Source organism: Streptomyces sp. NPDC002574 (assembly GCF_042889545.1).
Taxonomy (GTDB): domain Bacteria; phylum Actinomycetota; class Actinomycetes; order Streptomycetales; family Streptomycetaceae; genus Actinacidiphila.
The window spans coordinates 1-25,891 of the sequence record NZ_JBIARB010000008.1 but is presented as its reverse complement, the minus strand read 5'-3'; the positions used below and the strand labels follow the sequence as shown (position 1 = coordinate 25,891).

Sequence of the window (25,891 nt, the reverse complement as noted above, 5' to 3'; positions counted from 1 at the left end):
ATCGCATGCGGCTCAATCATCAGACGTCCGATGAATCGAGTCGCCTTTGGGGGGCTGTTCATGGCCATGTATCCACGACGCCAGGTGCTGGGAGCCGCGGCCGGTGCCGCCGCCCTGGTCGCCGTACCGCTCGCCGGCCCGGCCGCCGCCGCCGAGAACGAGGTGGGGCCGGCGGGGCCGGCGGGGGAGCGGGGGACGGGCCCCTGGGCTGCCGTCCCGGATCCGGTGCCCGTTCCGCTCGACGCGCTCTTCGACAACGACGGCATCGACACCGCGGGCGCCGGCGGCGGGAATTTCGACGGCTCCGGCTACACCTTCCCCGGTGAGGAACTGCCCTCGGGCCGGATCGAGGTCGGCGGCATCCCCTTCCTGTTCCCGGCGGCCGGGGCGGGGACGTACAACAACGTGGTCGCCCGCGGCCAGCGCATCGACCTGCCCCGGGGCCGCTACCTGTCCGCGTTGTTCCTGACGTCCGGCAGCTACGGCAACGCCTCCGGCACGGCCACCGTGCACTACGCCGACGGTTCGACGACCGCCGCGGGACTCGGCGGCGCCGACTGGTACGCGACCGGCGGCCCGCTGTCGGTGCCGTACCGCTATACGCCCGGCGGCGGCACCGACCGGCACAGCGTCGGCATCGGGGTCGCCGAGGTGTGGATCGACGCGGGCCGCGAGGCCGTCGCCGTCACCCTCCCCGACGTCGGCCCGGCGCAGGAGGGCCGCACGGCCCTGCACGTCTTCGCGCTCTCCCTCCAGGCGCCGGCCGAGGGCCGGGCGCTGCTGGTCAGGGACGCGCACTCCACGCACTCGCTGCTGGAGTCCACCGGCGCGCAGAGCGTGGAGGCCACCGTCCTGAACGCGGGCACCGTGGCGGTCCTCGCGCACGACGCGGTGTCCGTGAGCGTGGACGTCCCCGGCGCCCGCACCGTCGAGTCCGCCCGCATCCGGCGCCTCGGCCCCGGTGAGCAGGCCCGCGTCCGTGTCGGCATCCGCAACCGTCCCGGCACCGCGCCGGGCACCCGGCAGGACGGCACCGTCAGCGTGCACGGCCGCGGCGCCCGCGCCGCGGCGGCCGGCGCCGCCCTCACCCTCGGGACCGCCGACTACGAACCCACCGAGACCTCGCTGTCCGGCCACCAGGCGCCGTACTGGTTCCAGGACGCGAAGTTCGGCATCTTCATCCACTGGGGCGTGTACTCGGTGCCCGCCTGGTCACCGGTCGGCAAGCAGTACGCGGAGTGGTACTGGAACAGCATGCAGGACCCGGGCGACGAGGTGTACGCCTACCACCGGGCCACCTACGGCGAGGACTTCGCCTACGACGACTTCATCCCGATGTTCACGGCCGAGAAGTTCGACCCGCGGGCCTGGGTGGAACTGTTCCGGGACGCCGGCGCCCAGTACCACGTGCTCACCTCCAAGCACCATGAGGGATTCGCCCTGTGGGACAGCGCGGTCTCCGACCGCAACGCCGTGAAGCTGGGCCCGCGTCGCGACCTGATCAAGGAACTCTTCGACGCCTCCCGGAAGTACGCCCCCGAACTCCGCCGCGGCCTGTACTTCTCGATGCCGGAGTGGTTCAACCCCGACAGCCCCTGGATGGGCCACGCCCCGCGCAATCCGTACACCCTGGAGTCGGTGCCGTACACCGGCTACACGGCCGGCAAGGACTTCGTGCGCGACTACCAGGCCCCGCAGATGCTGGAACTGATCGACAACTACGACCCGCACGTGCTGTGGTGCGACATCGGCGGCGACAACGACAGCGTCCACGTGCTGGCCGAGTACTTCAACCGCGCCAAGAACCGGCACCGGCCCGTCGACGTGACCGTCAACGACCGCTCTGGCATCGGGTTCCACGACTACACCACGCCCGAGTACACCACGTACGACACCACCGTCGTCGCCAAGTGGGAGGCCAGCCGCGGCCTGGACCCGCGCAGTTACGGATACAACCGGGCGACCCCGGACGACGCCTACATGACCACCGAGGAGGTCGTGCACAGCCTCGTCGACATCGTCTCCAAGAACGGCAACTTCCTCCTGGACATCGGGCCGCGCGCCGACGGCACCATCCCGGAGATCATGCAGCGGCGGCTGCGGGAGACCGGTCACTGGCTGCGCACCAACGGCGAGGCGATCCACGACACGACGTACTGGTCGCTGATGGCGCAGCTCGGCGAGGACCTGCGCTTCACCGTCCGCCCGAACCGGGCCTTCTACATCCACAGCCTGGTCCGCCCGGGCACCCGGCTCACCGTCGAGGCGCCGGTGCCCGTGCGCGGCGGCGACACGGTGACGATGCTCGGCCACGACCGGCCCCTGCACTGGACGGTCCGGGGCGGCGCACTGGTGATCGACGTTCCCGAGGCGGCCCGCAGGATGGGCGAACACGTGTGGGTCTTCAAGGTGGCCTGGCACGACTGAGCGCTCGGCGACCGGCCCCGCGCCTCTCCCCGGTGGAGGCGCGGGGCCGGTCGCTGTCTCAGGCCGCTTCGGGCAGGGGCTGCCAGTTCCAGTTGGGGCGTTCGTAGGCGACCTGGAGGCCGAGCCGGAGCATGTTGTGCAGGGAGGGATTGCGGGTGCCCGGGGTCTCCGTGCCGGTCTCGGCGACGACGAAACGGCACCCGAGGTCCCGCGCGGCCCGGGCCCGGGCGGCCAGGAGGGCGGTCTGCCCGCCGCGGTTGCGGGCGTGGGGGAGGACCGCGCCCGCGAACATCTGGGCCGTGTCGCCGTGGACGTGCAGGGTTCCGGTGCCGACGATCTCCCCGTCCAGCCAGGCGGCGAAGGGGTGCCATCCCGGTTGGGTGGCCGTCGACGCGGACAGCTGGGCGTAGTGCTCCTCGGGCATCCCGAACGCGCGCACCAGGACCGTGCCCCAGTCCGCGGCGTGGTCCGGCTCCACCGGGGCGACGGTGATACCGGCGGGTGGCATCTCCAGGGCATCGGCGCGGGCGACGACGTCCTCCGTCGTGCCGACGAGCTTCACCCAGGACGAGCCCGCGGTGATGCCCTCGCTCTCGCAGATGGCCTCCCAGTCCGCGGGCAGGAAAGCGGGGGCGATCTGGAGGACGGCCTGCGGGGTGCCCTCCGCCCGGTAGAAGTCGCAGACCTCGTGGATCAGCTCCGCGGTGACGGGACCGGTGGTGCCGAAGCCCAGGGCCTTGCTCCAGAAGCGGGTGGGGTCGTTGCGCATCGACAGCACGACTCCGCCGCCGATGCGTGTGGCGTTCATGCCCAAGGCGGTGCGGATCGGCTCGGGGGCGGCGGTCTCGAACCGGAACAGCGCCTCGGCCTCGGACTGCTCGGCGACCGACGGGGGGACCAGGGTGTTCATGGGGCTACCGGCTCTTTCGGGTCTGTGTCGCAGGGGACGGTCGGACTGCACGGGGCCCGGCGCCGCGCGGGTCGCGGCGGCGGACACCGACAGGACGACGCCGCCGGGCGGAAAGTTCGAACCGGTCCTTGTGATGCGGGCCACTCGTCCGGTTCCGGTGTGTCGCGTCCTCCCACCATGACCCACGGAGCCGGGGTTCGCCGTTCTGTCATGCTTCATCCCTTTTCGCCCCGCCGCGCGGCACACCGTGTGCGTCCCTGACGTGTGGTCGGACGGGAGTGTCGTGCCGCGCCGACCCCACGGTGTGCGGGGGTTGTTGTGCCAGGGCCGCCGCCCGGTCATGTGGCGGCGCCGCTCCGGAGGGTGACGCCCGGGCCAACGCCGGCCCCGCGTCCGGTCAACGCGAGATCTACGCGGGAAGAATTATTGTCATGGACACTTCCCAAGGTGCCGGAACTGGCGCTACTAAGTGGTAGTCAGTTCACCGCTCAGGGAGGTTCCGTGAGACCCACGAAGTCGTTGTCGGCCCTGGCTACCCTGATCATGGCCATGGTGTTCGGCCTGCTCCTGTCGAGTCCGGCACACGCCGCCGGTCCTGCCTACGTCGCACTCGGAGACTCGTACTCCGCGGGCAACGGCGCGGGCAACTACGACAGCGCAAGCGGCAGTTGCCACCGGAGTTTCAGCGCGTACCCGTACCTGTGGAAGAACGCCCACGCCCCGTCCTCGTTCGCCGACACCTCCTGCTCGGGCGCGGTGACCACGGACGTGACCAACAGCCAGCTCGGTCCGTTGAACGCGTCGACCGGGTTGGTCTCCCTGACCATCGGCGGCAACGACGCCGGCTTCTCGGACGTCATGACCACCTGTGTGACCGGTTCCGACACCACCTGCGTCAACCGGGTCAACACGGCGGAGAACTACGCGCGTAACACCCTCCCGGCCCGTCTGGACGCCACCTACGACGCGATTCGTGCCAAGGCCCCCAACGCGAAGGTCGTCGTCCTGGGCTACCCGCGGGTCTACACCCTCAACGTCTTCTGCGTCGGCCTCTCCGACACCAAGCACCGGAAGATCGACGAGGCGGCCGACGTCCTCGACAGCGTCATGGCCGCCCGGGCGGCCGCCCACGGCTTCGTCTTCGGCGACGTCCGCGGCACCTTCAACAACCACGAGCTCTGCTCCGGCGACGACTACCTGCACTCCCTCGTCATCTCCCCGAGCTGGGAGTCCTACCACCCCACCGCCACCGGCCACTCGAGCGGCTACTACCCCGTCCTGAACGCCAACAGCTGACGCCGCACCGGTACCGCGCACCGGTGCCGGCCCCGGCGCCCGGCCGGGGCCCCGCCCGCGACGTCCCGCGGGCGGGGCCCCGGCCGCTCCGGCTGTCAGGTGCCGATGCCGTGCCCGTCCTTGCGCCACGCCACGACGACGGACGGACGGGGGATCCCCTTCCCGCCGTCCGGCCAGCGCGAGGACGGGTTCCGGTAGGTCGAGCCGTCCGTCTCGCCCGGGTGCTGCACGGCGACCAGGACCCGCTGGTCCTGGATGATCGGGCCGCAGGTCTCGGCGCCCTTGGGCACACTCAGGAACTGCCGTACCTGACCCCGCTTGTCACCCTGCACCGCGACGCCGTACAGGGCGTCGTGCGTGCCGAGGGTGCCGGGCGCGCCGTCGGTGGAGATCCACAGGTTGCCGTGCGGGTCGAAGGCCACGTTGTCGGGGCAGGAGATCGGGCTGACCCGGTCCTTGGGGAAGCCCGCGAAGTACGTCGAGGGGTCGGCGGGGTCGCCCGCGACGAGGAAGAGCCGCCAGGCGAAGCGGTCGGCCGCCGGGTCGTCGAAGAACTCCGCCAGTTCCAGCACATGCCCGTGCTTGTTGTTGCTCCGCGGGTTGGCCTCGTCGGGACCGGCGGAACCCGCCTTGCCGCGGTTGGTGTTGTTGGTCAGGGCGACATAGACGCGGCCGGTGCGCGGGCTGGGCTCGACGTCCTCGGGGCGGTCCATCTTCGTGGCGCCCGCCCGGTCCGCGGCGAGCCGGGTGAACAGGTACACCTCCTCGGCGGTCATGCCCTCGACGAACGAGGTGGTGCCGCTCGCGAGCCTGATCCACTCGCCGGAGCCGTCGAACGCCCCGTCGCCGGGGAGCGCCCCGGTGCCGTCGAGCTCCGCGGCCGGACTGTCGCCGGTGAGCCTGGCGACGTACAGCGTTCCCTCGTCCAGCAGTGACATGTTGTGCTCGCGGACGGACCTGCCGGAGCCGTGCCGCATCGCCTTGTCGGCGACGAACTTGTACATGTAGTCGAAGCGTTCGTCGTCGCCCATGTAGACGACCGGACGGCCGTCCTCGGTGAGGCGGGGCTGGGCGGCCTCGTGCTTGAGGCGGCCGAGCGCGGTGTGCTTGCGCGGGGTGGAGTACGGGTCGAAGGGGTCCAGTTCCACGACCCAGCCGAAGCGGTTGATCTCGTTGGGCTCCTTGGCCAGGTCGAAGCGGTCGTCGTACCGCTCCCACTTGCGCTCGCTGGCCGCGCCGGTGACGCCGTAGCGCTGCAGCCGCGCCGCGGTCACGGGGTCGGTGACGGATGCCGCGTTGGCGAAGTACTGGTTGAAGTTCTCCTCGCCGGACAGCACGGTGCCCCACGGGGTCGTGCCGCCCGCGCAGTTGTTGAGCGTGCCCAGCACCTTCGTGCCGGTGGGGTCCGCCTTGGTGCGCAGCAGCGGGGCGCCGGCGGCGGGGCCGGTCAGCCGGAAGGAGGTGGTGGTGTGGACGCGCCGGTTCAGCTCGTGACGGCCGACCGGGTACAGGCGGCCGGACCGCCGGTCCTCCTCGACGACCACCACGCTGAGGCCGTGCGCGGCCCAGGCGATCTCGACCTGCTGCCGGGTCGGTGCGGCCGCGTCGTAGCCGGCGAACATCAGGATCTCGTCGGTGTACTCGTGGTTGGCGACCAGGACGTGGCGGTGCCGTTCGCCGGGCAGCTCGAACAGGTGCAGGAAGTCGTTGTTGTAGCCGAACTGCCCCGCCTGCGCCGCGGCGGTCTGGCGCGCCGGGTCGAACGCGGGGGCGCCGCGCAGAATGGGGTCGCCCCAGCGGATGACCACGCTCTGCGCGTACCCCTCGGGAACGACCACGGCGTCGGTGGTGTTCGGCTCGACGGGCACGAAGCGCAGGCCCCTGGCCGCCTTCCGATCGACGCCGCCGCCGTGCGAACCGCCGCGCAGCACCTCGGGCACGGCGGCGGCCACGTCGCCGCCGTTCGCCACCACGAGGCCGCCCGCGGTGGCCGCCAGTGTCACCACGGCCCCCGTGCGCAGCATCGTGCGCCGCGAGAGCGCGTCGGCGACCACGTCGCCGAGGTAGGGGTTGTCGCTGGTGTTGGGAGCCTCGTGCGCGCAGGCGTTGCCGCACTTGTACTGGCAGGTCAGGGCCGATCTGCCCGCCGCGTGCCGGGTGGTCGGCGGAAGAAGTCTGTGTGGCCGCACGATGCCTCCAGGGTCTTGTCCGAGTAATGGAAGTCCCATGGAAAGGTAAAGCGACGCTCCGGCCGGGTGGTGGCGGCAACGTGAACCACGAATGAACCGACGCGCGTTGACGCGGCGCACGGCGGACGGCGGTCCGCCGCGCAGCCGCGCCTCCGCGCGATCAGGTCAGCGGGTGGCCGCGTCGAGCAGCGCGCGGATGGTGTCGGCGGAGGCCGGGGTGGCCTCCCTGTTCGCGAAGTCGGCGGCGCCGCCCGCGTACGGCGGACCGTAGACCGGGGTGCCCGGCTGCGAGCGCCAGCTGTCGGCGAGGGTGCCGTAGGCGAGCGCGTCGTAGCCGAGCAGGTCGAGCAGCTCGGCGGCGTGCGCCACGGCGGCCGGGTCGTCGCCCGCGACGGGCAGCGTGGTGCGTTCCGGCGAGCCCTTCGGCCGGGCGAGCACGGCCAGGTGGCGGAAGAAGATGTTGTTGAACGCCTTCACCACGTGGGACTCGGGCAGGTGGTCCTGGAGCAGCCGGCTCTCGGTGCTGCTTCCGTCGTCCAGAACCGCGATCTTGCCGTCCCGCTCCGGGTAGTAGTTGCCGGTGTCGATGACCGTCTTCCCGGCCAGCGGTGCCACCGGGACCTGGTCGACAGCCTTGAGGGGGATGGTGACCACGACCCAGTCGCCCGCCGCCGCGGCCTCCGCCGGGGTCGCCGCGCGGGCTCGCGGGCCGAGCTCGGACACCAGGTCCGCGAGCGTCTCCGGTCCCCGGGAATTGCTGACGACGACGTCCAGCCCGGCGTCCGTCGCGAGCCGCGCCAGGGTGCCGCCGATCGAGCCGCTGCCGATCAGTCCAAGAGTTGCCATGGTGTGACCTCGTTCTTCACAGTCCGATGCGTCCGGTTCTGGTGCAACGATCGTCGGCGGAGGCTTTCTTCCGCCGCATCGACGCGCCTTGACGTGGAGTGCGCTCCAGTCCGTAGCGTCCGTGGCATGAGCGAACTACGGGCGGACCGCCCGATGAGGGTGCTGGTGACCGGCGGGACGAGCGGACTGGGCCTGGCCATGGCCTCCGCCCTGGCCGGGGCGGGAGCGGCGGTCGCGCTGACCGGCCGCTCCGGCACGCGTGCCGACGAGGTCGCCGGGCAGCTGCCGGGCGCGGTCGGCGTCGCGATGGACGTACGCGACGAGTCCTCGGTGGCCCGGGCCGTCGACCGGGTGTGGACGCGGCTCGGCGGCGTCGACCTGCTCGTGAACAACGCCGGGATCGGCATGCGCACGGTCAACCCGCGCTTCATGACGGAACCCCGGGCGTTCTGGGACGTGCCGGCCGACGGCTTCCGCGCGGTGATCGAGACCAATCTGACCGGCTACTTCCTGGTGGCCCGCGAGGTGACGCCCCGGATGCTGGCCGCGGGCGGCGGACGCATCGTCAACATCGCGGTGAGCGAGTCGACCATGCACCGGACCGGCTTCGTCCCCTACGGCCCCTCGCGGGCCGGCAGCGAGGCGCTGTCCCGGATCATGGCCGCCGACCTGACCGGCACGGCCGTCACCGTCAACCTCCTGCTGCCGGGCGGCGCGACCGCGACCGGCATGCTGCCCCCGGACGCCGCGCCCGCGAACATGACGATCCTGGACCCCGCGGTCATGGGCCCGCCCATCGTCTGGCTGGCGTCCGACGCCGCGGCGGGCGTCCACGACGAGCGCATCGTCGCCGTCGACTTCGAGCGCTGGCTGCACGCCAGGACCGGCTCGCACTGAACGCCCCACCCTGGAAGCCCCGGGTCCGGGGACACCCGGGGGCCACCCGTGTGACCTCCCCGGTTCCGCGACGGAGCCACACCGCCACGCCGTGGTCGCCCTTTTATGGTGTGAGGCCACGGCGGCGGTGCTGCAGACGGGACGGACGTGACGGAACCGATCGACTACACGGCGGTGTTCCAGGCCTTTCCCGGGCCGGCGGCGCTGCTGTCCCCCCAGCTGGTCTACCTCGACGCGAACGAGGAGTTCCTGCGGACGTGGGGGCACACTCGTGCGCAGATCATCGGGCGGCCGCTCTGCGACGACATCGCCGGCCTGCCGGACGAGCTCACCGCGCGGGTCCTGCGCAACGTCGAGACGTCGCTGCGCAGGGTCGCCGAGACCGGCGGCCGCGAGACGATGGCGCTCCAGCGGTACTCCGCGGTCGACCCGCGGCGGCCCGGGCGACGGGAAGAGCGCTACGTCAGTGTGGTCAACGTCCCCGTCCTGGGCCCGGACGGGCGGGTCGTGCTCCTGCTGCACCGGGTGGAGGAGGTCACCGAGTTCATCCGGGCCCGCGAGGTCGCGCTGAGCCTCCAGGAGGCGATGCTGCCCGGTCTGCGCCCGGTCGGCCGCCACCCGGTGGCGGTACGCTACCTGCCCGCCGTGGACGCGCTGAACGTCTGCGGCGACTGGTACGACGTGGTCGACCGGTCCGGCGACGGCATCGCGGTGGCGGTGGGCGACGTCGTCGGCCACGGTCTGCGCGCGGCCGGTGTCATGGGGGAACTGCGCAGCGCGCTCAGCGCCGCCACCCGGGTCCTGGACGGCCCCGCGCAGGCGCTGGAAGTCCTCGGGCTGCACGCCCGGTCCATCGACGGCGCCGAGAACACCACCGTGGCCAGCACGTTCATCGACTGGTCCGCCCGCACCATCACCTACAGCAACGCCGGTCACCCACCGCCCGCCCTGCGACGCCCCGGCGGCGCGGTCGAGTTCCTGGACCGGGTCACCGACCCCCCGCTGGGCGCCTCGCCGGAGCACACCGACCGCTGCCAGGCCACGGTGCCCTTCACCGAGGGCACCGTCCTCGTCCTCTACACCGACGGCCTGATCGAACGACGCCACGAGGACATCGACACCGGCCTGGCACGCCTGGCCGGATCCCTCACCCGCTACGGCACGGCGGATCCCGAGGTCCTGGCCGACGCGCTCCTCGCCGACCTCGCCCCGGCGGGCGGCCTCACCGACGACACGGCCCTCGTCGTCGTGCGGCTGTGAGGCCCGCGCGGTGCGGCGGGTGACGGACGCTCAGGCCACCCGCAGGTCGTCGATCGCGTCCTCGTCCCAGTCGATGCCGATGCCGGGGGACTCGGGGGGCACCACGCAGCCGTCCTCGATGGTCAGCGGCGTGCGCGTGATCGCGTCGAGCTGCGGGATGTGCTCGACGTACATGCCCGCGGGTACCGCGCAGGCGAGGCTGGCGTGCAGTTCCATGAGGAAGTGCGGGGCGACCTGGACGTTGAACGCCTCGGCGGTGTGGGCGGTCTTGAGCCACGGGGTGATGCCGCCGACGCGGGCGACGTCCGCCTGGACGATGCCGGCGGCGCCCGCGGACAGGTACTCGGCGAAGCGGCCGACGCCGTAGAGGGACTCGCCGACCGCGACGGGGATCGAGGTCGAGGCCGCGAGGCGGACGTGGCCCGCGAGGTCGTCGGCGGGGAGGGGCTCCTCGAACCATGCGATGTCGTAGGGCTCGTACGCGCGGGCCCGGCGGACGGCCTCGGCGCCGGTCATCGACTGATTGGCGTCGACCATGAGGACCCAGTCGGGCCCGACGGCCGCGCGGACCGCGGCCAGGCGCTCGGTGTCCTCGCCGGCGGTGGGCTTGCCGACCTTGACCTTGGCGCCGCGCAGACCGCGCTCCTTGGCCCGCACGGCACCGCTCGCCAGTTCGTCGGGGGTCAAGTGGAGCCAGCCGCCCTCGGTGTCGTAGAGCGGCAGCCGCTCGTGGGCGCCTCCCGCGAGCCGCCACAGCGGTTCGCCGGCGCGCAGGCAGCGCAGGTCCCACAGGGCGGTGTCCACGGCGGCCAGGGCGAGTGAGGTGATCGCGCCGACCGAGGTGGCCCGGGTGACCGACAGGAGCCGGTGCCACAGCGCCTCGACATTGCGGGCGTCGGCCCCGACGAGCAGCCCGGTCAGGTGGTCGCGGAGCAGGGCGAGCACCGAACTGCCGCCCGTGCCGATGGTGTACGCGTAGCCGGTGCCCGTCAGACCGTCGTCCGTGGTGAGGGAGACCAGGATCGTCTCCTGGCGGACGAAGGTCTGCAGGGCGTCGGTGCGCAGGACCTCCGGTTCGAGGAAGACCATCCGGCACTCGACGTGTCCGATCCTGCTCATGGGGATGACCACGTGCCTTTCGGGATCGCGGGAAGGGTCACTTGGAGGGGGCGAACACCCGTTGCGCGGCGACCGCCGCACCCCCGCGGGCCCACTCCTCGAAGGGCAGCGGGCGGACCTCGATGTCGCAGTCGGCCGCGGCGCCGAACGCGTGGTCGGCGAAGGTCTGCCGGAGCTGGTCGGCGAACAGGTCGTACGAGGCCACGCCCTCACCGGAGATGATGATGCGCTCCGGGCCGATGAGGTTGGCCACCGATGCCATGGCGAGCCCCATCACATGTCCGGCGCGGGAGAAGACGGCGCGGACCGCGGCGTCGTTGGCATGGGCGAGGCGGACCGCCTCCTCCATGGTCAGTGCCGGGTTGCCGGTGGCGTGGCGGGCCTGTTCGGTGATGGCGTGCGTGGAGGCGACGGTCTCCACGCAGCCGGTGTTGCCGCAGGTGCAGGTGCGGTCGGTGCCGCCCACGGGCAGGTGCCCGACCTCGCCGGACACCCCGTGCGCGCCGGAGACCACCCGGCCGCTGATGGACAGGCCGCAGCCGATCCCGGCGCCCACGGTGACCAGGGCGAAGGACGACAGCCCGACGCCGGCGCCGAACCACTGCTCGGCGACGGTCAGGGCCCGTACGTCGTTCTCGATCACCGTGGGGATGCCGGTGGCCGTCTCCACGAGCTGGGCCAGCGGGACGCGGCGCCAGTTGAGGAACGGCGAGAAGTGCACGATGCCGGTCTGCCCGTCGACGTCCCCGGACAGGGTGACGCCGATGCTGTGGATGGCGCCGTCCTCCGCCGCACCGGCGGCGGTGCGCAGTCGCGCGATCAGCCGGGCGATGGCCAGCACCACCGTTCCGACGTCGCGGGAGTCGAGGGCGGCGCGCTGTGAGGCCAGCGGCTGGGCCGTGAGGTCGGTGACGACGCCGATGAGCTCGTCGCCGGTGACCTTCACACCGACGAAGCGCGCGCGTTCGGCGTGGACGGCGATCAGCGTCGGCGGGCGGCCGTTGGCCCGCTCCCCGGTCGGCCGGCCGAGTTCGGTGATCCATCCCTCGGCCAGCAGGGGAGTGGCGGCCTTGGTCACGGCCCCGCCCGACAGCCCCGTGCGCCGTCCGATCTCGGCCCGGGTCAGGGGGCCGTACGCGAGGAGTGTCTGGAAGACCAGGACAGCGGCGGGGGGCTGGTCGGCGAGGCTCATGGCCGGGACCATACCTTTCCAACGGAAAGTAAGAAAGGGGCGCGGCCGACCTCAGTGATCCCATCTTTTCCGTGATCCGCCGCGGAGTTGCTGGACATCTCTTGGTGATCACCGGTGGCGGCGGGTCAAGACATCGGATTTCTCCTCGTGAATATGTTGACGCTGGAAGGAAACCCTGGCTACATTCGCCGCACTCCTCGTCGGTGCGGACGAGACGGTCCTCATGGGGGAGGAGTGCGATCGGTCCCCGGTCGCGGCACTTCCGGCCTCGGTGGCGTTCCGGGACGACCGCCACCGAGGAAGGCTCCGGGGCACGGCCGCTCGCTGTCATGCCCCTCCTGTTCTTCCTGCCCCTCCCGCAAGACCGTCGATTTCCAGCGGACGTCGAGCGCCGGCCCCGGTCGCGCGCCGCAGCGTTCTGCCGTACCCCGTCGCGCCGAAATGGAGTACACCCATGGCTCGTTCAGCTGTACGCGCACGTCTGAGATGGCCCAGGCCCCGGACGCGCAGCGGCATGCGCAGGGCCTTCTTCCTCCCCGCCCTCGCGGTGGGCGCCCTCGCCGCGCCCCTCGTCGCACCCGCCGTCGCCGCCCCGGCCACCGCTCCCACGACGGCCTCGGCGCGGACCGCCGGCACGAAGACGGCCCCGGTGCTCGCCGCCAAGCCCTACATGGGCTGGAGCAGCTGGAGCCTGGAGTCCACCAACTTCCCCGGCTACGGCGGCCCCTGGCTCACCGAGTCGCACGTCCTCCAGCAGGCGGACATCCTGGCCTCGAAGCTGAAGTCGCACGGCTACGAGTACGTCAACGTGGACGCGGGCTGGAACGTCGACCCGAACACGCAGAAGAACGTCGTCGACGAGTACGCCCGCCCGGCCGCGGACCCCGTCAAGTTCCCGCACGGCATGAAGTACCTGGGCGACAAGTTGCACGCCAAGGGCCTGAAGTTCGGCGTCTACATGGCGGTCGGCCTCTACATCGACGCGTACAACGACGGCAAGAGCCCCATCCTGGACGCGCCGGGCTGCACCACCAAGGACATCGTCTACCCCGACCTGCGCAAGACCAGCGGCTGGGACAACGTCTCGTACCAGCTCGACTTCTCCAGCCCCTGCACCACCAAGTACATCGACTCCATAGCGCAGGAATACGCCGACTGGGGCGTGGACTTCCTCAAGATCGACGGTGTCGGCCCCGGCTCCAACCAGGGCGACGAGGCGCACAACAACGTGCCCGACATCCAGGCCTGGCACAGCGCGCTGGAGCGGACCGGCCGGCCCATCCAGTTCATCCTGTCCTGGTCGCTCAGCCACGACAAGGCCGACGTCTGGAAGCAGAACTCCAACGGCTGGAGGATCGACACCGACGTCGAGTGCTACTGCGACACCCTGGTGACCTGGAACAACTCCGTCAAGCAGCGCTGGAACGACGTCGTCCCGTGGATCGACGACGCCGGACCGGGCCACTGGAACAACCTCGACTCCCTCGACGTCGGCGCCGGACCCCTGGACGGCCTCAACGAGGTCGAGCGGCAGAGCCACATGACGCTCTGGGCCATCGAGAGCGCCCCGCTGTACATCGGTGACGACCTCACCCACCTCGACCCGTACGGTCTGTCGCTGCTCACCAACGACGAGGTCATCGCGGTCGACCAGGCCGGCAACCCGGCTCGTCCGGTCAGCCAGGACAGCCCCGAGCAGGTCTGGTACGCCCGCAACGCCGACGGCAGCTACACCGTCGCCCTGTTCAACCTCGGCAAGGGCTACGCCGACGTCACCGCCGACTGGAGCGACCTGGGCATCAGCGGCAAGGCCGCGGTCCGTGACCTGTGGAGCCACAAGAACCTCGGCAAGGTGAGCGGGAGCTTCACCGACAACCTGCCGCCGCACGGCTCGCGCCTGCTGCGCGTCACCCCGGACGCCGTCACCGGCAAGCCGGGCGTCCCGCTGGCCGTGCACGCCACCGCCTCCACCGCGACCGGCGTCTCGCTGGCCTGGCTGCCGGTGAACACCGGCACCGCCACCACCGGCTACGACGTCTACGCGAACGGCACCAAGGTCGCCACCACGAGCGGCACCTCGGCCACCGTGACCGGCCTGAAGGCCGCCACCGGCTACGCGTTCACCGTGCTCGCCCACGACTCCCGCGGCCGTCAGTCCGCGGCGGGCAAGGCCGTCCCGGTGACCACCCCGGCCGCCGAAGGACCCGTGGCCTACGAGGCCGAGGCGTCCGGCAACACCCTCACCGGCAACGCGAGCGTCAACGACTGCTCGGCCTGCTCCGGCGGCAAGAAGGTCGGCAACCTCGGCGGCGGCAACGGCTCGGTGGCGATCAACAACGTCGCGGCGCCGCAGGACGGCACCTACCTGATGAAGCTCGACTTCACCGACGGCTCCTCCGGCCGCACGGTGGTCGTCACGGTCAACGGGACGGCGTTCCAGCTCCCGCTGCCCGGCGGCAACGACAACGAGTGGGGCCGGCCGAGGACCGTCACCGTGCCCGTCCGGCTGAAGGCCGGCGCCAACACGATCGGCTTCGGCAACCCGTCCGACTACGTGTCGGACATCGACCGGATCACCCTCTGAGCGGCGGCGGGACCCGTACCGAAGCACTGAACCGCTGAGCCACTGAGCGGACGCACCACCGAACCACCCGTTCGACCGACGTACGAAAAGGAGAGTGCCGTGGTGGTCACATCGCAGGGCAACCACACGACGCCGGTGACACCAGCGTCCGGCGCAGCCGGCGCGGAGGCCACCACGGCCGCCTCATCCAGCGGGAGCCCCCGCATCCGCAAGAACGCCGAGAACCCCAAGCAGCAGAAGAAGCGCACGGCCGCCACCAGGTCGGTGGCGGCCCGGCGCCGGGACCTGCCGGTCGCCCTGCTGCTGATCCTGCCCTCGGTGGTCGGCTTCGCGATCTTCTACGCCTATCCGACCCTCCGCGGCATCTACCTCGGCTTCACCGACTTCCATGTCCTCAGCCCGCCGAACTGGGTCGGACTGGCCAACTTCCGCGAGATGTTCGGCGACGACGTCTTCTGGCACTCGCTCCTGGTCACCGTCTACTTCGTGGTGCTGTCCGTCGTCTTCGGCACCCTGATATCCCTGGTGACGGCGGTGATCCTGCACCGCGTCACCAGTTCCTCGGCGCTGCGCGGCGTGATCCTGATGCCGTTCCTGATCTCCAACGTGATCGCCGCGCTGGTCTGGCAGTGGATGCTCGACCCGCACCTCGGGGTCATCAACATCGTGCTGGACCACACCATCGGCCACTCGATCCTGTTCCTCGGCAGCGGCCCGTGGGCCATCCCGTCGCTCGCCGCGATCAGCGTCTGGAAGTGGATGGGGTACTACGCGCTGCTGATCTTCGCCGGACTGCAGACCATCCCGTCCACCATCTACGAGGCCGGCCGGGTCGACGGCGCGAGCGAGCTCCAGATGTTCCGCCGCCTCACCGTGCCGCTGCTGCGGCCGATCCTGGTCATGGTGGTCGTCCTGACGGTGATCAACGCCTTCCAGGTCTTCGACATCGTGGCGGTCACCACCAAGGGCGGACCGGCCAACGCCTCGAACGTGCTGCAGATGTACATCTACGACAAGGCCTTCCGGCAGTTCGACTTCGGCTACGCGGCGACGCTGTCGCTGGCGCTGTTCGTCCTGCTCATCACGGTCACCTTCACCCAGTTGCGGCTCGCCCGGGCCGACGAATCCGACCTGAACTGACGGAGGTCCTGATGACGGTCGCCCTCGCGCCCCGCACGAAGTCCGTGCGGCGCCCCCGTACCCGGAAGGCCGGCCCCGGCCGGATCCTGGCCTGGACCTACCTCGGGATCGTCTCCCTGGTCACGGTCTTCCCCTTCTACTGGATCCTGCGCACCGCGCTGTCCAACAACTACCAGCTGGCCACCAACCCCTCCTCGCCGCTGCCGGTCGGCTTCACCCTCGGCGCCTTCAAGCGGGCGCTGGGCCTGGCCTCCCTCGCCGAGGCCCAGGCCCAGGGCGGCTCCGGCGCCTCCCTGGACATCGCGCTCTACCTGCGCAACTCCCTGATCTACGCCTCCGTGCAGACCGCGCTCATCGTGCTGTTCTCGGCGTGTGCCGCCTACGCGTTCTCTCGGCTGCACTGGCGCGGACGCAACCTGGTGTTCTCGATCCTCATCAGCGCGCTCATGGTGCCGAGCGTTTTCACGCTGCTGCCGAACTTCGTCTTCATCAAGGACCTCGGCCTGACCAACACCTTCGCGGGGCTCATCCTGCCCGGCGGGCTGTTCCAGGCGTTCACCCTGTTCTTCCTGCGGCAGTTCATGCTCGGACTCAGCAGCGAGATCGAGGAGGCCGCGATCATCGACGGCGCGGGACCGCTGAGGATCCTGGTGCGGATCGTGCTGCCGATGTCGGCGGCGCCGATCGCCACCGTGTCACTGCTGATGTTCGTCAACGCCTGGAACGACTACATGTGGCCGCTGCTGGTCACCAACGACGCGAGCGTGCAGCCGCTGACCCTCGCCCTGGGCGTGTTCAAGCAGTCTTCACCGCAGGCCGCCCCGGACTGGGCCGGGCTGATGGCCGCCGCCCTCATCGCGGCGCTGCCGATGCTGCTGCTCTTCCTGGCCTTCGGCAAGCGGATCGTCAACTCCATCGGCTTCTCCGGCCTCAAGTAACCGCGCACGCGCACCTGGACGGCACCCTCATGAACTCCACTGATCTCCTGCTCGGCTGGCCCGCGCCCGCGGCCGCCTGGAACGAGGCCGCCCCGGTCGGCAACGGCCGGCTCGGCGCGATGGTCTTCGGCGGTACCCACCGCGCCCGGGTCCAGATCAACGACTCCACCGTGTGGTCCGGCACCCCCGCCGGACCGGCGAAGGCCCTGGCCGACGTCGTCGCCGCCGGTGCCGGCCCGGAGCGGCTGGCCGAGGTCCGCGCCGCCCTGCGCGCCGGGGACCCGCACCGCGCCGAGGAACTGCTGATGGCCTTCGAGGGGCCCTACAGCCAGGAGTACCTGCCCTACGCCGACCTGTGGCTGACCGTGTCCGGGGGAGAGGACGCCACGTACCGGGGGCGGACGCTCAACCTCGACAACGGCCTCGCCGAGGACGCCTTCGAGCTCGCCTCCGGCGCCGTCGTCCACCGCGGGACCTGGGCCGACGCCGGCACCGGGACCGTCTGCACCGGCATGGTCGCGCGGGGCGGGAAGCTGGACCTGCGGCTCGAACTGACCAGCCCGCTGAGGGAAGTGCACCGGGCGGCGGACGCGAACGGAGTCGTCGTGGGCGTGGAGATCCCCGTCGACGGCGCGCCCGCGCACGAACCCGGCGTCGAGGAGCCGCTGCGGTACGGCGACGGTCCCGTCGACGGCTACGACCCCTTCGGCGCCCTCGCCCTGCGGGTGGACACCGACGGCGAGGTGACCGCGGACGCCGGCGGCCTGCGGGTGACCGGCGCGACCCGGCTCCTGGCGGTCGTGGCCAGCTCCACCGTCGCCCTGAGCCACTGGCGGGGCCTGGCCGAACCCGCGGACCGCGCCGGACACCTCGACACCGCCGCGAGCAGCGCCGCCCGGGCCGCGGAACGCGGGACAGAGGGGCTGCTCAAGGCCCACGAGAACGACCTGCGCGGTCTCCTCGGCGGCACCTCGCTGCGCATCGGTCCGCGCCGCTCGGGCACCTACGACGTGGCCCGCGACATCCTCGGCGGCGACGACGAAGTCCTCACCGCCACCGTGCTGTTCCAGCTCGGCCGCTACCTGCTCGCCTCCGCCTCGCGCCCGCAGGCCGGCCCGCCGGCCAACCTCCAGGGCATCTGGAACGCCGACCTGCGGCCGGCCTGGTCCTCGAACTACACGATCAACATCAACACCCAGATGAACTACTGGGCCGCCGAGGCCGCCGGCCTCGGCTCCTGCCACGAACCGCTCTTCGACCTGCTGGACCGCGTCGCCGCGAACGGCAGGGAGGTCGCCACGCGGCTGTACGGCGCCCGCGGCTGGGTCGCCCACCACAACACCGACATGTGGGGCTGGGCCCTGCCCGTCGGTATGGGCCACGGCGCCGCGTCCTGGGCGATCTGGCAGATGGGCGGCGCCTGGCTGGTGCAGCACGTCTGGGACCACTACGAGTTCAGCCAGGACACCGCCTTCCTGCGCGAACGGGCCTGGCCCCTGCTCAGCGGCTGCGCGGAGTTCCTGCTCGACTGGCTCATCGACGACGGCGCCGGCGGCCTCGACACCCTCCCGTCCACGTCGCCGGAGAACCACTTCCTCACCCCCGGCGGCTCCCCGGCCTCCCTCACCCGCTCCACCACGATGGACATGGCCCTGACCCGGGCCGTGCTCGAACGCACCCTGCGCAGCGCAGAACTGCTCGGCCTGGAGACCCCGCTGACCGCGCGCATCGGCGAGGCACTGCCGAAGCTGCACCCGCCGCGGATCGCCGCCGGCGGCTGGCTCCAGGAGTGGGCCGAGGACCTGCCCGAGCAAGACCCGTACCACCGCCACCTGTCGCAGATGGTCACCGTCCACCCGCTCGGCCAGATCGACCCCGACGCCACCCCCGAACTCGCCGCGGCCGCCACCGCCCTGCTCGACCGGCGCGGACCCGGAGCGATGGGCTGGTCCTGGGCGTGGAAGATGGCCCTGCGCGCCCGGCTGCGGGACGCGGCCACGGCCCGCTCCCTCTTCGACGAGGCGACCCGGCCGCTCGCCGGCGACCCGGGCACCGACGCACCCGTCGACGGCTCGCAGTGGGGCGGACTGCTGCCCAACCTCTTCTCCACCCACCCGCCGTTCCAGATCGACGGCAACTACGGCTTCACCGCCGCGCTCGCCGAGATGGTGCTGCAGAGCCACACCGGCACCGTCCACCTGCTGCCCGCCCTTCCCGCCGGGTGGGCCGACGGCCAGGCGACGGACCTGCGCTGCCGCGGCGGCCTCGGCGCCGACTTCACCTGGCGCGACGGCGGGCTGACGGCCGTGACGATCCGCCGGCACGCCGGGGACGACACCGCGCCGGTACGCGTCCGCCACCGCGACCGCACCGTGGAACTGCGCGTCCCCACCGGCACCGCCGTCACCCTCGGCGCCGACCTCGCACCGCTGGGGGAGGCCGCGCCGTGCTGACCGAGAACGACGTGCCCGAGCTGTGGTCGTACCGCAGTGCCTACCAGGAGCCCGCCGACTTCGACGCGTTCTGGAAGGACACCCTCGACAGCGCCAGGACCCACGACGCCCGCCTGGAACTGACCCCGGTCGACACCGGTCTGGAGGCCGTGGACGTCTTCGACGCCGTCTTCCCCGGATTCGACGGCCACCCCGTGCGCGGCTGGCTGCGGATGCCCCGGCACCGCGGCGGCCCCCTGCCGGCGGTCGTGCAGTTCCACGGTTACGGCAGCGGGCGCGGCGCCCCCGTCGACGACCTGATGTGGGCCTGCGCCGGCTACGCCCACCTGCTGGTGGACGCCCGCGGCCAGGGCGGCGCCTGGGCGGGCGGCGGCGCCACGCCCGACCCGGTCGGCAGCGGCCCCTCCCACCCCGGCTTCCTCACCCGCGGCATCGAGGACAAGCACACCTACGTCTACCGCCGGGTGTTCACCGACGCCGTGCGCGCCGTCGAGGCCCTGCGCGGCTCGCCGCACGTGGACCCCGCCCGGGTCGCCGTCACCGGCCCCAGCCAGGGCGGCGGCATCGCGCTCGCGGTCGCCGGGCTCGTACCGGACCTGACGGCCGCGCAGTTCCAATCCCCGTTCCTCTGCGACATCCGCCAGGCCACCCGCCTCACCGGCGAGCAGCCCTACGCGGAGATCATCGGCTACCTCGCCGCCCGCCGTGACCGGGTCGAGGAGACCTTCCGCACCCTCGGCTACTTCGACGGCCTCGCCTTCGCCCGCCGCGCCACCGCGCCCGCCTGGTTCTCCGCCGGGTTGCGCGACGAGGTCTGCCCGCCCGCCACGGCGATCGCCGCGTACCACGCCTACGGCGGGCCCAAGCAGATGCGGCTGTGGGAGTTCAACGGCCACGACGCCGGCGGCTCCGAGGACCTGGCCATCACCCTGAGCGCCTTCCGCGCGCTCCTCAAGACGTCGTCCCACGCCCACCAGGAACCGTCCCGAAAGAAGGAATCATGAGAATACGCAAGGTCGTCGCGCTGGGCGCCACGCTCAGCCTCGCGGCGGTGCTCTCCGCCTGCTCGTCCGGCTCGTCCTCCGCCGGCGGCTCGCAGACCGTCAACTGGTGGACCTGGGACGACAAGCAGGCGGCCGCGTACAAGGTCTGCGCCACGGACTTCGAGAAGGCCAACCCCGGTACGACCGTCAAGATCTCGCAGTACGCCGTCGACGACTACTTCACCAAGCTGACGGCCGGCTTCGTCGCGGGCAACGCCCCCGACGCCTTCCAGAACAGCGTGCAGTTCTTCCAGGCGTACGCCTCGCAGCACCAGCTGCTGGCGATGGACGACTTCATCGCCAAGGACAAGTTCGACATGTCCCGGTTCTCCGTGGGCGTGGACGCGTGGAAGTTCACCGACGGCAAGCAGTACGCGCTGCCGCTCGACTGGGCCGCCGCCGCCCTCTACTACGACCAGGACGCGCTGACCAAGGCCGGCTACACCAAGGAGAAGCTCGCCTCGCTGAAGTGGAACCCCGACGACGGCGGTGACTTCGGCAAGCTGATCGCCCACCTCACCATCGACGAGAAGGGGCATCGCGGCGACGAGAAGGGCTTCGACAAGGCCCACGTCAAGACGTTCGGCTTCGGCCAGGTCGCGGCCAAGGACTTCATCGGCCAGACCACCTGGAGCCCCTTCGTCTCCAGCACCGGCTGGCGCCTGGGCGACAAGCAGAGCTGGCCGACGGTGTTCAACTACGGCGACCCGCGCTTCATCAAGACGATGAAGTGGGTGCGCTCCCTCACCGACAAGGGCTACGCCCCCAAGATCGGCGAGTTCACCTCCAGCGTCAGCGACGTCGACCTGCTCTCCTCCCACAAGGTCGCCCTGGAGATGGGCGGCTCCTGGGAGGCCTCCACCTTCGCGAAGATCCCCGGCATCAAGGCGGGCATCGCCGCGCCCCCGTACGGCCCCGACGGCACGACCCGCGCCGTGATGAGCAACTCCAACGGCAACAACATCTGGGCCGGCACCAAGAACCCCGACCTGGCCTGGAAGTGGGTCTCGTACATGGGTTCCGAGGCCTGCCAGAGCAAGGCCTCGCTCACCGGGACGTTCTTCCCCTCCATCCCGGCCTCCATGGACGCCTCCGCCAAGGCGCTGTCCGCCGAGGGCGTCGACCTGACGGTCTTCACCGACATGCTGAAGAACAAGGTCCTCTACCCCTCGCCGGTCTACGGCAACGGCGCCGCCGTCCAGGACGCGATGAACCCGCTCTTCGAGGGGTACTTCGCCGGCCAGAAGGACGACTCCGTCTTCACCGGCATGCAGGAGCAGAGCAAGACGCTGCTCGCGAAAAACTGATCCACTTGCAGTGACCCGCTCAACCGCCGCCCGGTCGCGGCCCCGCCCCGGGGCCCGTCCGGGCGGCGGGGCACATCGAAAGGAAGGACCCCCCATGGCAGACACCACCGCGCGGATCGTCACCCTGCGCGCGGCCGGCACCGCGTTCGTCCTGGAACTCACCGAGCCGGTGCCCAGAGTCCTGCACTGGGGGAAGGACCTCGGCGACCTGTCGACCGCGGACCTCGCCGCGCTGGCCCTGACGGCCGAACCCGCGGTCCTCAACAACGCCGTGGACATCCCGCGCCGGTACACCATCTGGCCCACCGAGGCCGACGGGTGGGCCGGTACCCCGGCCCACCACGGTCACGTCGACGGCGGCTCCGCGGCCCCGCGGCCGACCACCACCGGCACGTCCCTGCGGGAGAACCCCGAGGGGGGTGGCGAACTGACGGTCTCCCTCACCGAGGGCGCCGCCGGGCTCGACATCACGGTCACCTACCGGCTGGACCCGTCCGGAGTGCTGGCCGTCCAGGCCGGGATCACCCGGCATGCCACCGCCGACCCGGCACCGTACGACCTGGCCCAGGCCACCGTGTGGCTGCCGCTGCCCCGGCGGGCCGGCGAGATCCTCGACTTCACCGGCAAGTGGAGCCGTGAACGCTCCCCGCAGCGGCGCCCGGTCGGCTTCGGCACCCACGCCCGCGAGGTCCGCCGCGGCAAGCCCGGCCTCGACTCCCCGTACCTCGTGGCCGTCGGCGTGCCCGGCTTCGGCTTCCGCGACGGCGAGGTCTGGGGCCTGCACGTCGCCTGGAGCGGCGACCAGCGCTACCTCGTCGAGCGGCTGCCCGAGGGCGCCGGCACCCACACCGCGGTCCTCGGCGGAGGCGAACTGCTGCGCGCCGGCGAGATCCGGCTCGCCCCCGGCGAGAGCTACCGGACCCCCGTGTGCCACTACGCCTGGTCCGGCGCGGGCCTGGACGGTCTCGCCGACCGCTTCCACACCTTGCTGCGGGCCCGCCCCACGCACCCCCGGCGGCCGCGCCCGGTCATCCTCAACAGCTGGGAGGCCGTGTACTTCGACCACGACCTCGACCACCTGCTGAAGCTCGTCGACCGGGCCGCCGAGGTCGGCGTGGAGCGGTTCGTGCTCGACGACGGCTGGTTCCGCGGCCGCCGCTCGGACCACGCGGGACTCGGCGACTGGACGGTCGACCCGAAGGTGTGGCCCGGCGGGCTCACCCCGCTCGTCGACCACGTGCGGTCCCTCGGCATGGAGTTCGGCCTCTGGTTCGAACCGGAGATGGTCAACCTCGACTCCGACCTGGCCCGCGAGCACCCCGAGTGGGTCCTCGGCCCGGCCGCGGGCCTCGGCCCCACGGCCCGGCACCAGTACGCCCTCGACCTCTCCCAGCCCGCTCTCGCCGCGTACCTGCTGGACTCGCTGGACACCCTCGTCACCACGTACGGCATCGCCTACCTGAAGTGGGACCACAACCGGGAGCTGTACGAGGCCGTGCACGGCCCCGCGGACCGCCCCGCCGCCCACGCCCAGGTCGTGGCGCTCTACGGGCTGCTGGACGCCCTCAAGGAGCGCCACCCCGCGCTGGAGATCGAGAGCTGTGCCAGCGGCGGCGGCCGCGTCGACCTGGGCATCCTCGCCAGGACCGACCGCGTGTGGGCCTCGGACTGCAACGACCCCGTCGAGCGGCAGTCCATCCAGCGGTGGACCGGCCAGTTGCTGCCGCCCGAGCTCGTCGGCGCCCACGTCGGCGCCACGCCCAGCCACACCACCGCCCGCGTCGGCTCCGACGCCTTCCGGATGGCCACCGCCCTGTTCGGCCACGCCGGCATCGAGCAGGACATCACCCGCTGCACCCCCGAGGAGGTCGCCCGGCTCAGCGCGTGGACGGCCCTGTACCGCGAACTGCGTCCCCTGCTGCACAGCGGCCGCACCGTACGCGCCGACCTCCCCGACGACGCCACCCTCCTGCACGGCGTCGTCGCCCACGACGGCACCGCCGCCCTCTACTGCTGGGTCCGCGTCGCGACCTCCCCCGAGGGCCAGTCCGGCCGCGTCCGGCTCCCGGGCCTCGACCCCGCCCACCGCTACGAGGTGCGCGTCCGCACCGACCTCGGTCTGCCCTCCTTCCACCAGACCAGCGGGCCCGCCTGGCTCCCCGCGGCCATCGACGGCTGGCTCCCCCTGCCGGGCGCGGTCCTCGCCTCCGCAGGCCTCCCGATGCCCCAACTCAACCCGGAGCAGGCCCTCCTGATCGAGGTGCGGCGCGTCGGCTGAACCGTGCGAGGTGCCCCGGACCGGCGCGGCAGGCCGGCCGCGCCGGTCCGGGGGATCGCACCGCACAGGGAGGGGTGGACGTGCTGTCGCCCGCCGCTGTCCGGGCGGCAGCAGCCGCCACCCCATGATCGGCCCCGCCATCCCGCAACCTGTCCTGGGTGCGAGCGGCCGCGGGGTCCTGATCGCCCGTCACAAGGGGGCACGTGTGTGCGGCCCCTGCGCTGGTCACGACGACCCGTATGCCTGCCTTCGCTGCACCAACCCCCGCTCGTACATCGTTCGCGGCCTGTGCGACCGGTGCGCGCCAGGCGATCGCCTCACCGAGCGGGCCCTGATGGCCTGGCCGTTGCCCCACTCCGATCCTTCTCCAGGTCGGGCGCCGTCTTCAAGGGGTCCGGGATTGTCCGTCGCCTCCCTCACTGGAGCACGACGGTGACGCCCTTCTCGCGCAGGAGGTTCACGGTCACCTCGAAGTAGGACAGGCCGCCAAGGTGGTACAGGACGTGTCCGGCGAGGGCGTGGCGGGCGATGTTGGCGTGGTGCCACACGAGGGTGAACGGGGGAACGAGGAGGGCCCGCCGCACAGGTGGTCCTGTACCCAGTCCAGGTCTCTGCCGTAGTGGGCGCCAGGGCCGAGCAGGGCTTCGCCGAGTGCCAACAGCAAGCCGGCCCTGTCGGTGACGTGCTGTCCGTCCAGGTGGTACGTCCCGCCGGAGAGGCCCTGCAGCCCGTACGGGCCGCCGCGGGTCAGGTCCAGCCACTCGGACCGGCCCTCGGCATCGAACTGCGCCCACAGGTTGGGCCGCGTGGGAACACCGTCGGACCAGATCTCCCAGACTGCGCGGGCGGCCAAGGTGGGGCGTTCGTCGCCGGGGTCGGTGATGGTGACGTCGATCAGGGCTCCGCCGAGGACGGATGGGCGTGCCTCGACGGTGTCCAGGTCGAGGCGGTACCTGGTCATCGTCCGGCCGTGGTGGTCGAGGCGCCAGAGCGTGATCGGGTCGCCCTCCTGCGGAAGGGGACGACACAGCCGGGCCAGAAGCGGTGCCGCGGGTTCGCAGCCGATCAGGTGCACGGGCTGGGTGGGTCGCTGCGGGCGCGGGGTGAGCAGGCCGTCAATGGAACGGCAACCGCCCGATGGGCTGTCCCCTTGGATCGAGGGGAACCACAGGTCGAACCGCGGGCGTGAAGGCAGCCGCTTGCCGCCCCCGAAGTCGTCCTCTCTGACTCCGGTGCCCACGACGATGTCCACGCGCCCGGGATCGCCCGGGGTGGGCCACTGGGCAAGGACAGCCGTGTCCTCCAGGTCCCAGTAGCGGGACGGCCCGCCGTTCGAGGGATCCACAGGCTCGATCGAGAGCATTCCGTCCCCCAGCAGCCGCACCGGTTCGGCGCTGTCCGTCACAGCCTGGGCCAGCAGGGTCTCTCGCGGGCAGCCGCGCAGTGTCAGGACCTCTCGCGGCAGCGGAGGCGGGTCCATGAACAGGCCCTCGACCTCAGCGCACCGCCCCCACAGCACGCCCTCCTCCTCACCGTCGGTGTCCTCACGCACCAGGAGATACCGGACCGGGAAGTCCCGCTCCCACCCCGCATGTTCCTCGGACCGCGCGCTTCTCCCCTGCTACCAGGCTGCCTTGGGCAGTCACCCTACGGTTCTCTTACGCCGATGCCCTCCGAATATCGCGTGCTTGGAATGACGCTTCCCGCCAGACGGGAGGACAGGGGCGGGACGCCAGTGGGGCGCGGCAAAGCGCCGATCACGCTTCCGGACGGCGTCGTCCGCAGCGCGGCCGGGCCCGTCACGGACGACGCCCCCGGCCAAGGACGGTTCCCGTACGCGATGGACAGGGAGAGGGCGGCGGCATGCCCGGTCGCTACCGGTGGGGTCTCTGCAACGGTATGGCGATCGCCGACGGGGGTCACGTCCGCTGGAGTGGTGTATCGACGGCCACTCGGTGATCTCTTCTTTGAGGCTATGCGGTGAGTTCGGCGGGCACGACGGTGTCGTCGTT

At 71.8% G+C, this 25,891-nt stretch carries 17 protein-coding genes; 11 read left to right on the top strand and 6 right to left on the bottom strand.

All coding sequences use genetic code 11. The annotated features are described in order from the left end of the window. Positions 1 to 60: 60 nt before the first annotated feature. Positions 61 to 2,427 (top strand): alpha-L-fucosidase, encoded by a 2,367-nt coding sequence (locus tag ACFYXS_RS20145; RefSeq protein ID WP_389249936.1) that lies wholly within the window; start codon positions 61 to 63, stop codon positions 2,425 to 2,427. Between the two features lie 58 nt (positions 2,428 to 2,485). Here the strand turns inward: ACFYXS_RS20145 and ACFYXS_RS20140 are convergent, their stop codons facing one another. Beyond that, positions 2,486 to 3,337: a GNAT family N-acetyltransferase gene (locus ACFYXS_RS20140; RefSeq protein WP_389249934.1), complete on the bottom strand. Its 852-nt coding sequence runs from the start codon at positions 3,335 to 3,337 to the stop codon at positions 2,486 to 2,488. A gap of 543 nt (positions 3,338 to 3,880) precedes the next feature. On the opposite strand from ACFYXS_RS20140, the gene ACFYXS_RS20135 reads away from it, so the two are divergent. Next, a complete protein-coding gene (locus tag ACFYXS_RS20135) occupies positions 3,881 to 4,633 on the top strand; it encodes an SGNH/GDSL hydrolase family protein (protein ID WP_389250816.1) in 753 nt (250 codons plus the stop codon). 95 nt (positions 4,634 to 4,728) lie between these two features. Here ACFYXS_RS20135 and ACFYXS_RS20130 read toward each other — a convergent pair whose 3' ends face one another. After that, on the bottom strand, positions 4,729 to 6,822 hold the full coding sequence (locus ACFYXS_RS20130; protein ID WP_389249932.1) for a PhoX family protein: 2,094 nt from the start codon (positions 6,820 to 6,822) through the stop codon (positions 4,729 to 4,731). A 165-nt stretch (positions 6,823 to 6,987) separates the two neighbouring features. Then, complete coding sequence (locus ACFYXS_RS20125; RefSeq protein ID WP_389249930.1) at positions 6,988 to 7,668, bottom strand: NADPH-dependent F420 reductase; 681 nt, start codon at positions 7,666 to 7,668, stop codon at positions 6,988 to 6,990. A gap of 126 nt (positions 7,669 to 7,794) precedes the next feature. On the opposite strand from ACFYXS_RS20125, the gene ACFYXS_RS20120 reads away from it, so the two are divergent. After that, positions 7,795 to 8,565 carry an SDR family NAD(P)-dependent oxidoreductase gene (locus ACFYXS_RS20120; protein WP_389249928.1) on the top strand — a complete coding sequence of 257 codons (771 nt, stop codon included), beginning with the start codon at positions 7,795 to 7,797 and terminating at the stop codon, positions 8,563 to 8,565. 147 nt (positions 8,566 to 8,712) lie between these two features. After that, positions 8,713 to 9,825: a PP2C family protein-serine/threonine phosphatase gene (locus ACFYXS_RS20115; protein WP_389249926.1), complete on the top strand. Its 1,113-nt coding sequence runs from the start codon at positions 8,713 to 8,715 to the stop codon at positions 9,823 to 9,825. A gap of 30 nt (positions 9,826 to 9,855) precedes the next feature. Here ACFYXS_RS20115 and ACFYXS_RS20110 read toward each other — a convergent pair whose 3' ends face one another. Both ACFYXS_RS20110 and ACFYXS_RS20105 read right to left on the bottom strand, forming a co-directional pair. Further along, complete coding sequence (locus ACFYXS_RS20110) at positions 9,856 to 10,944, bottom strand: mandelate racemase/muconate lactonizing enzyme family protein (RefSeq protein WP_389249924.1); 1,089 nt, start codon at positions 10,942 to 10,944, stop codon at positions 9,856 to 9,858. Positions 10,945 to 10,981: 37 nt separating this feature from the next. Continuing rightward, on the bottom strand, positions 10,982 to 12,136 hold the full coding sequence (locus ACFYXS_RS20105) for an ROK family protein (protein ID WP_389249922.1): 1,155 nt from the start codon (positions 12,134 to 12,136) through the stop codon (positions 10,982 to 10,984). A 514-nt stretch (positions 12,137 to 12,650) separates the two neighbouring features. Between ACFYXS_RS20105 and ACFYXS_RS20100 the strand changes: the two genes are divergently transcribed. The 7 genes from ACFYXS_RS20100 to ACFYXS_RS20070 all read left to right on the top strand — a co-directional run bounded on the left by ACFYXS_RS20100 (position 12,651) and on the right by ACFYXS_RS20070 (position 23,879). Further along, complete coding sequence (locus ACFYXS_RS20100) at positions 12,651 to 14,720, top strand: fibronectin type III domain-containing protein (RefSeq protein WP_389249920.1); 2,070 nt, start codon at positions 12,651 to 12,653, stop codon at positions 14,718 to 14,720. Between the two features lie 486 nt (positions 14,721 to 15,206). Then, positions 15,207 to 15,860: a carbohydrate ABC transporter permease gene (locus ACFYXS_RS20095; protein ID WP_389250814.1), complete on the top strand. Its 654-nt coding sequence runs from the start codon at positions 15,207 to 15,209 to the stop codon at positions 15,858 to 15,860. An 11-nt stretch (positions 15,861 to 15,871) separates the two neighbouring features. Continuing rightward, positions 15,872 to 16,798: a carbohydrate ABC transporter permease gene (locus ACFYXS_RS20090; RefSeq protein ID WP_389249918.1), complete on the top strand. Its 927-nt coding sequence runs from the start codon at positions 15,872 to 15,874 to the stop codon at positions 16,796 to 16,798. A 29-nt stretch (positions 16,799 to 16,827) separates the two neighbouring features. Next, entirely contained in the window at positions 16,828 to 19,251 is a 2,424-nt protein-coding gene (locus ACFYXS_RS20085; protein WP_389249916.1) for a glycoside hydrolase N-terminal domain-containing protein, read from the top strand. Further along, the gene (locus ACFYXS_RS20080) at positions 19,245 to 20,255 is read left to right on the top strand and encodes an acetylxylan esterase (protein WP_389249914.1); all 1,011 of its coding nucleotides are present in this window, start codon (positions 19,245 to 19,247) and stop codon (positions 20,253 to 20,255) included. The genes ACFYXS_RS20085 and ACFYXS_RS20080 overlap by 7 nt, the downstream gene beginning before the upstream one ends. Further along, on the top strand, positions 20,252 to 21,601 hold the full coding sequence (locus tag ACFYXS_RS20075) for an ABC transporter substrate-binding protein (protein WP_389249912.1): 1,350 nt from the start codon (positions 20,252 to 20,254) through the stop codon (positions 21,599 to 21,601). The genes ACFYXS_RS20080 and ACFYXS_RS20075 overlap by 4 nt, the downstream gene beginning before the upstream one ends. A 94-nt stretch (positions 21,602 to 21,695) precedes the next feature. After that, positions 21,696 to 23,879, top strand: coding sequence for an alpha-galactosidase (locus ACFYXS_RS20070; protein ID WP_389249910.1), 2,184 nt, complete (start codon positions 21,696 to 21,698; stop codon positions 23,877 to 23,879). Positions 23,880 to 24,342: 463 nt separating this feature from the next. Here the strand turns inward: ACFYXS_RS20070 and ACFYXS_RS20065 are convergent, their stop codons facing one another. Next, complete coding sequence (locus ACFYXS_RS20065) at positions 24,343 to 25,431, bottom strand: hypothetical protein (RefSeq protein WP_389249908.1); 1,089 nt, start codon at positions 25,429 to 25,431, stop codon at positions 24,343 to 24,345. Positions 25,432 to 25,891 lie beyond the last annotated feature (460 nt).